Source organism: Cytophagia bacterium CHB2 (assembly GCA_030263535.1).
Lineage (GTDB): Bacteria > Zhuqueibacterota > Zhuqueibacteria > Zhuqueibacterales > Zhuqueibacteraceae > Coneutiohabitans.
In genome coordinates this window covers 19,575-27,150 of sequence record SZPB01000033.1, presented here as the reverse complement: position 1 = coordinate 27,150, position 7,576 = coordinate 19,575, and the positions used below count along the sequence as shown (strand labels likewise).

General features: G+C 54.6%; 6 protein-coding genes. 4 read left to right on the top strand and 2 right to left on the bottom strand.

Annotation, left to right across the window (positions count from 1 at the left end; genetic code table 11):
• Positions 1–2,899 (bottom strand): DNRLRE domain-containing protein (locus FBQ85_05550; GenBank protein MDL1874625.1); only part of this gene is annotated, 2,899 nt, incomplete at its 3' end.
• A gap of 45 nt (positions 2,900–2,944) precedes the next feature.
• Positions 2,945–4,165: a DUF1015 domain-containing protein gene (locus tag FBQ85_05545; GenBank protein MDL1874624.1), complete on the bottom strand. Its 1,221-nt coding sequence runs from the start codon at positions 4,163–4,165 to the stop codon at positions 2,945–2,947.
• A 241-nt stretch (positions 4,166–4,406) separates the two neighbouring features.
• Between FBQ85_05545 and FBQ85_05540 the strand changes: the two genes are divergently transcribed.
• From FBQ85_05540 to nuoL, 4 genes are all read left to right on the top strand, one after another.
• Entirely contained in the window at positions 4,407–4,595 is a 189-nt protein-coding gene (locus FBQ85_05540) for a hypothetical protein (protein MDL1874623.1), read from the top strand.
• Positions 4,596–4,699: 104 nt separating this feature from the next.
• Positions 4,700–5,236 (top strand): NADH-quinone oxidoreductase subunit J, encoded by a 537-nt coding sequence (locus FBQ85_05535; GenBank protein ID MDL1874622.1) that lies wholly within the window; start codon positions 4,700–4,702, stop codon positions 5,234–5,236.
• A 34-nt stretch (positions 5,237–5,270) separates the two neighbouring features.
• A complete protein-coding gene (gene nuoK, locus FBQ85_05530; GenBank protein ID MDL1874621.1) occupies positions 5,271–5,573 on the top strand; it encodes an NADH-quinone oxidoreductase subunit NuoK in 303 nt (100 codons plus the stop codon).
• Positions 5,573–7,525 carry an NADH-quinone oxidoreductase subunit L gene (gene nuoL, locus FBQ85_05525; GenBank protein ID MDL1874620.1) on the top strand — a complete coding sequence of 651 codons (1,953 nt, stop codon included), beginning with the start codon at positions 5,573–5,575 and terminating at the stop codon, positions 7,523–7,525. The genes nuoK and nuoL overlap by 1 nt, the downstream gene beginning before the upstream one ends.
• Positions 7,526–7,576 lie beyond the last annotated feature (51 nt).

The following is a 7,576-nucleotide window of genomic DNA, read 5'->3' as shown; positions in this document are numbered from 1 at the left end:
TCGAATCACCTTCGTAAAATGCCGCGTTGAGTTCGCCCGCTTGTGCCTCACCGCCTGAAGCCGAGTAACTCATGCCATAAAAAAAATTGAAGCCTTGCTGCGCGCGTGCTGAGAGGTATGATTCAAAATCATTCCGGGTCGACAAAGCTTGCGTGCGAAAAGAAGGTTGCATGTCGCCGGCAAGAAAAAACGGCCCGCCTGCGCTGTGCGCCAGCGTGCGCAACGAGGTGACGGCCTGGTGTACGTGACCGCGCGCGGAAATGTGTGAGGGCGGCAACGCGCCGCTGCAAAGCAACTGGCCTTGTTTGGCGTTTAAGCCGGCGTCATTCGACTTGGAACTCCAAACCCATTTGCCCGCGGCGATGGGCGCAAAGCGTGCGCAAAAAGTCTGATCGCCATCCCAAAATCCTTCGACGGCAATCGTCTTGCCTTTCGCCGGGCCGGAAACTCCGGTGAAGGTGAGGGTCACTGCTGGCCCGTTGAGGTAGGGATTCTCGCCGGCGTTTGCCGCGGTCAGATAAATCTCATGGACATCAAACAATGCGACTTGCCCGGCGCTATCCGGCGGCGTGTTCAACACGATTCCTGGCGAGCGCGTCACGCGGCCTTTGATGTCACGCGCGACGGCGCGGAGAAAATATTTCTTGGAAGGCAGCAAATCATGCAGCGTCACAAAATGTTTGCGGCTGAAATCTTTCTCTTCTGCGGTTTTGTGACTGTACTCCGGATCCAGGCCGAACTCGATCTGCGCGCTGGCAGGCGCGTCGGTGTCCCAGCGGACAAGCGCAGTCGATGACGTGACAGTGCCGCCGGCGAGATTGCTTATAACAGGCGGCGAGGTTGCGGCAGCCTCCTCCGTGGCCACAATCAACTCCGGTTGGTGATTGAGCGATTCGCGCGCATCGAATGAAACCGGTTTCTCGCCTGCGCCGATCAAGGCAAAATTGAATATACCATTGCCCGTCATCACGGATTCCACCTCGAACGCATGCCATTGCCCGGCCTGCACTGCGCTCAACCGGCCAATGGGCGGCGTGGTGACCGCGGGTTTCGTCAGCCACGTGACGTCATGCTCATTCCAATTCTGCTGCAGGAGATGAAGATTGCCGCCGCTTCGGCCGGATTGCCGGCCGTGCAAGCGCAACGTGGCAGAGGCAATCGTTCCCTGCACACCCTCGACTTGAAATCGCAAATAAGATTCCCAGCCGCTGGCGGCAAGCAAATTGACGCCGCCATAATTGCCGTGATTGCGCGTGACGCCAAAAATGCCGGAAGCTTCAACCGAGGCATCTGCGCTGGCTTTGAAAAGATACAGGCTGTTTGCCAGCGTCGTAAAAGTCTGTTTTGTTGAAACAGAACGGTTACCCTCTTCATCGAGCGCAACAATGCGGTAATGATAGGATTGATTCGGCGCAAGCCCGGCCAGGGTTGTGCTGAATGTTTGTGCGGGAGGCCCTAGAATCGCGGTCTGATTGCCAAAGGCTGCAGTCGTCCCGTATTCAACATAACAGATCGCGGGGGCATTTGTGCTCCAGTGCAAGCGCGCGGCGTTGGCGTAAATGCTTTGTGTTACGATTTCAGCCGGCGCCGGCGGCAAAGATTTTTCCGGCGGCAAAAATTCCTTCACAATGAGGTTGGAATAAACCGGCCCGATCATCGAGGGGTATTGATTGCCCTTGAAATTGGTTTGAAAATCACCGCTCACCGTGCGGTCGCGCCCGAGAAAAAGATAGCGCAACTGCATTGGGCTCGCGTGGGTGTGCGTTGCCGCGAGCTTGCCGTTGCGGAAGTACTGCAATTGCTTGCCCTGCCAAATGACCGTGACGTAATAGGTTCGTTCGAGTTCCCAATCATCCCAAACGATCGTGCTTTGTTCATTTGAATTATCAGTGAACGAAAGCATTTTCACGCCGGGTTTGTAATTGAAGCCGGTATGCAAGTCCCACAACGTTTCCTGATTTTCTACGATGTTGTGATCGCCCCAGGGATTGCGGAACATGCTCAGCACGTGATGGCGCTCAACGGCGTTTTGTTCGCCCGGCTTGAAATTGTTGAGTTGAATGGTAAGCGCGCCGTTCTCGAGGTATCTGCCGAGATCGTAGACAATCATGTCTTCCGGACCGGTGACTTTCCAGCCGTTGGCGGTGAATTGGCCGCCGCTGCGCGCGCCCAGCGTGTTATTTTGCAGAGGATCGTCCAATACGATTTGCTCGCGCACGGTTGTGGCTGTGCTTGCGTTTTGTATCACAAAATCATCAACGACCCACTCGCCGTTGACTTCGGTGTAATCCGCGGCTAGTTCGACATAATACGGATCTGCGGGTTTCAGATTGGGCAACGAAAAAATTTCGGCGTACGCCGTTTCCCAAACTTCCCCGTCAAAAGAATATTCAAAATGAATCGTTTCGGAGGTGAGCCGCATGCGCAAATAACAAACACCGGAAAGCGTCACGTCTTCGGCGACTTCCCGTCCGCCGACCTGGCGGTTTTTGCTCCAGCGGACAAAAAGCTTGTAAGGAGAATCGCGCGACGAACGGTAGGTGTAGAAGCGGTAACTGTTCGGCTCTTCGGAAAAAGCAATGGCCGAGGCGCTGTTTGCGGTCGGCGAAATGCCCAGCGCGCCGTCGCCGTTGGGCTGTGCAACTTTTATTTGAACGATTCTATTCTGCAGCGAGAATTTTTCGCGCGTGTACATCCAGCCGCTGGTGCGGCCGGAAGAACGCAAATGCAATTCTCCGTTTTCAATGGCAGAGAGATTGCCGGCATGCTTGCCGAATACCCATTTTTGCGAGTTGAGAATCGGCCGGTTGAAATCATCGCTGAACACAGCCTCTTGCGCATGCAGGCTGGTTGTCAGCAACAACAACGCCCCGGCGCCTCCAATCATCAAACGAAACATTTCGCTTCTCCTGAGCACGAAAATTTTGCTGCAATCCTACACTTATTAAAACGGATGCACGAACAATCCCGAGCGCAGCTTGGGCTCGAACCACGTCGATTTCGGCGGCATCAACTCGCCGGCATCGGAAACCGCGAACAGCTCATCAAGACTCGTGGGATAAAGGCTGATGGCCATCTGCGCTTCGCCGGAATCAACCAACTGCTTTAGCGTCTCAACACCGCGCGCGCCGCCCACAAAATCGACACGCGGATCCGTGCGTTGATAGTGAATGCCAAAATAAGGCGCGAGAATCTGCTCTTGCAGCCGCGTCACATCAAGCCCCGCGGTGGCCACTCGCTGTGTTACAGATTTGAGAGAAAGCCCATGCCAGCTTCCATTAACATACAAGCTGATCTCGCCTTTGCGCAAAGGCGAGGGAGGCGCATTGTTTGTTAACAAAAAGTCACGGCGCAACGCGTGCAAAAAGTTTTGCGGCTGCCAATCCGGCAATCTCCGCACGACGCGATTGTAAGGCAAAATCCGGAGTTGTTCGGCGGGAAAAAGTGTGGCCGGGAAAAAATTGTATTCTTCCACAACGGTATGATTGGAATTCTGTTCACACCAATGCGCCCGCACTCGGCTTGCGCCCGCGGAACGATGATGGCCGTCAGCAATGTACAGCCGCGGCACGGTTTGAAATGCCCACACAAACGCGGCCGGATCGCCAACCTGCCAAACCGTGTGTTGCACACCGTCGTCCGCGCGAAAATCGAATAGCGGTGGTTTGCGGCATTCGGCTTCTACTAGCGCGTTGATTTCATCGCGGCCGCGATAAGCGATCAACACCGCTTCGGGATGCGCTGCCAGCGCGAGCATGTGTTGCACGCGGTCGTTTTCCTTGTCCGGCTTGGTTTTTTCATGCTTGCAAATCAATTCGTTGTCATAGTCATCGACGCTGCAACAACCCACCACGCCGGTTTGTTCATGCGCCTGCGTCTTCAAACGATAGATCAAAAGTTGCGGCCCGGAACTTTGGACGAAGAGTTTTTCTGCTTGAAAGCGAGTAAAGTTCTCACGGGCTTTTTGATAGACGAGAGGATCGTAAGGATCAATCGTCTCCGGCAAGTCAATTTCCGGGCGCACGACGTGCAGAAAACAAGCCGGGTTGCCGGCCGCGATTTGCCGCGCTTCGGCAGTGGTGACCACATCATACGGCGGGCAGGCGATTTGAGCTGCATGCGCGGCTTGCGGCAGCAGCAGCGGTGAGGGGCGCAGGGTTGCCATGTTGACTCCGGTTTAGCGGGTTCTTTCTCAAGGGGACGCAGCAATATATCACAGCGTGACGCTTGGTGCAAAACAAATTCATGGCAAACGCTATCATAACCCGAACGAGCCGGAACCAAACAAGTCAACCGCGAATAAGCGCGAATTGACGCGAATAAAAATATCAGCGTTAATTCACGGTTTAAAAATATTTGCCGAAAAAGCACAGAATTGATCTTAAAAACTCTAATGATGACTGATCATGAAGCAAGCATATCTACTCCGCGACGCCATGTGCAGGGAAAATCCGCTTGACTTTTTAGGCAAAGAGTGTATATTGCCCAACGCTTTACTTAATGATACGGATGCATGTTTTAGCGGCAAGGACGTTGATTTTTGGGCTTATGTGGCTGCGGGAGTCGCACAAGTTGTAAGCGAATTGGCTTCGTGATCAGGCAGGAGTAACGCGCATCATACCTGACCCCCATGCTGGACTCCCCAAGAGAGCCTCCGAAATCTGAGGAAGGTGTCCCCCATCATTTCATAAATTCGATCATCACTGTGCAAGAAATCCTATTCTATGCGTTCGCCGTGTTGGCGGTGGTTTCCGCGCTGGCAATGGTGCTGCATCGCAACCCGGTTTATAGCGCCATTTTTTTGATTGTCACCTTGTTTGCGCTGGCCGGCTTTTTCGTGCTGCTGAATGCGCCTTTCGTTGCCGCGGTGCATATCATCGTTTATGCCGGCGCGATTATGGTGCTGTTTCTGTTCGTCATCATGCTGTTGAATTTGAAGCGCGATCCGGCGCGTGAAGCCCGCAAAATCACCCGCCGCTTCGTCGGCATTGCATTGGTTGCGGCGCTTCTGCTCGAAATCAGCGCCTTGATCGGCGCGGCTTATTACACCTCGGCCAACGGCGCGCCGGCGGCCGGCAACACGCTCGCCGGACTGAATGCCGGCTTTGCCGGCAGCACGCCGGAAATCGGCAGAGCATTGTTTACCACCTATTTGTTGCCGTTCGAAGTGGCCTCGCTGCTGCTGTTGGCCGCGATGATCGGCGCCGTGGTGCTGGCCAAGAAAAACCTGATTTGATTTGTGTGTCTGGCTGTGTGACAAGAAATCATTCATCATGCCTCTTTCACATTATTTGATCCTCAGCGCCATTTTGTTCGCCATCGGCGTGGCCGGCGTTCTGCTGCGGCGCAATGCCATCGTCATCTTCATGTCGATCGAGTTGATGCTCAATGCCGTGAACGTCACGTTCGTTGCGTTTGCCGCGCATTATGGCAGTATTGAAGGCCAAATTTTCGTCTTCTTCGTAATGGTCGTCGCGGCTGCGGAAGTGGCCGTCGGGCTTGCTTTGATGGTGGCAATTTTTCGGCTGCGAGGAACGGTGTTTGTTGATGAACTGAATCTGATGAAATGGTGATGCAGAACTATCTTTGGCTGATTCCGTTTTTTCCCCTGCTTGGCTTCGCAATCAACGGCCTGTTGGGGCCGCGGCTCGGCGAAAAAGGCGTCAGTTTTGTTGGCGCCGGCGTCGTGCTCGCGAGTTTTATTGCCGGGCTGTTTGCGTTCTTCGATCTTATCAGTCTCGCGCCTGAATCCCGCCTGTTTACGCAATCTCTCTATCAATGGATGGCAGCCGGCAGTTTTAGCGTTGATATCGGATTGCGCCTCGATGCCCTGTCGATTACCATGGTGTTGGTCGTCACCGGCGTGGGATTTCTCATTCATGTTTACTCCGTCGGCTACATGCACGGCGACCGCGGGTTTGCGCGTTTCTTCGCGTTTCTCAATCTCTTCACTTTTGCCATGTTGCTGCTCGTCATGGGCAGTAATTTTCTCGTGATGTTCGTGGGCTGGGAGGGTGTGGGCTTGTGTTCCTATCTGCTGATCGGGTTCTATTACGATCAAATTTTCGATAAAACCACCGGCATGACCTGCGCGCAAGCCGGCAGCAAAGCGTTCATCGTCAATCGCATCGGCGATTTCGGGTTTTTGCTCGGCCTCTTTCTCATTTTTGTGATCTTCGGCTCGCTGGATTTCGAAAAAGTTTTTACGCTCGCCGGCCAGGGCGTCACGGCAAACGGTGAACTGCTGTCCGCCGGCGTGGTAACCGCTATTTGCCTCCTGCTTTTTGTCGGCGCCACGGGTAAATCCGCGCAGATTCCGCTTTATGTTTGGCTGCCTGACGCGATGGCCGGCCCGACGCCGGTTTCCGCCTTGATTCACGCGGCCACGATGGTCACTGCCGGCGTCTACATGGTGGCGCGTTGCAGCGTGTTGTTCATGCAGTCGGCGCTGGCGCTCGAAGTCGTTGCGATCGTTGGCCTCGCCACCGCGGCGTTTGCCGGAACCATGGCGCTCACCGCCACCGACATCAAAAAAGTGCTGGCCTATTCCACCGTCAGCCAGCTTGGCTATATGTTTCTCGCGTGCGGCGTGGGCGCATTCGCTGCGGGCATTTTTCATCTTGTCACGCATGCCTTTTTCAAGGCCCTGCTCTTCCTGGGCGCCGGCAGCGTGATGCACGGCCTGGGCGGCGAAACCAACATCATGAAAATGGGCGATCTCAAGAAGCATATGCCCGTAACCCATGTGACCTTTCTCATCGCGGGGCTGGCGATTGCCGGCATTCCCGGCTTTTCCGGCTTCTTTTCCAAAGATGAAATTTTGTGGAAGACGTTCAGCAACCCGCACGGCTCCGTGGTGTTTTATGTCATTGCTCTGGCAACCGCGGGCCTTACCGCATTCTACATGTTCCGCATGATCTTCCTGACGTTCTACGGCCATTCGCGCGTGGCGCCGGAAGTCATGAATCACATCCACGAATCCCCGAAAGTGATGACCGTGCCGTTGATGATCCTGGCGGTGCTCGCGATCGCCGGCGGCTATATCGGCATTCCGCACGTTTTCAATCAAATTGAACATTTTCTCGATCCGGTGTTTGCGCGGCATCGCGCAGCGGAAGCCCATGCCGCCGGCAGTCTTTCGTTGGAACTGATGTTGATGGCGCTATCGGTGGCGGTCGCGCTTGCCGGCATTTTCCTGGCGCGGCACATGTATCTGCAAAAACCGGCGCTGGCCGGACGCGTGAGTCAGCGCTTCCGCGCGCTTTACATGCTGCTCTCGCGCAAGTATTATGTGGATGAAATCTATGACGCCCTGTTCGTGCGGCCGATTCACCGTTTTTCGGAATCCTTTTTGTGGAAAGTTTTTGATGTGAAAGGCATCGACGGATTCGTGAATTTCGTGCCGAAAGTTTTTGATTCCGCTGCCGGGGTGTTGCGGCGCTGGCAAACCGGCATCGTGCAAAACTACGCCGTCTCCATCATGGTGGGTTTGATTTTGGTGTTGGGATATTTATTGATGAAGTAGCCGCCGTCTGTGCCGGCGGCAGGCAATGTCTAAACGTTTGATAGTTTAATT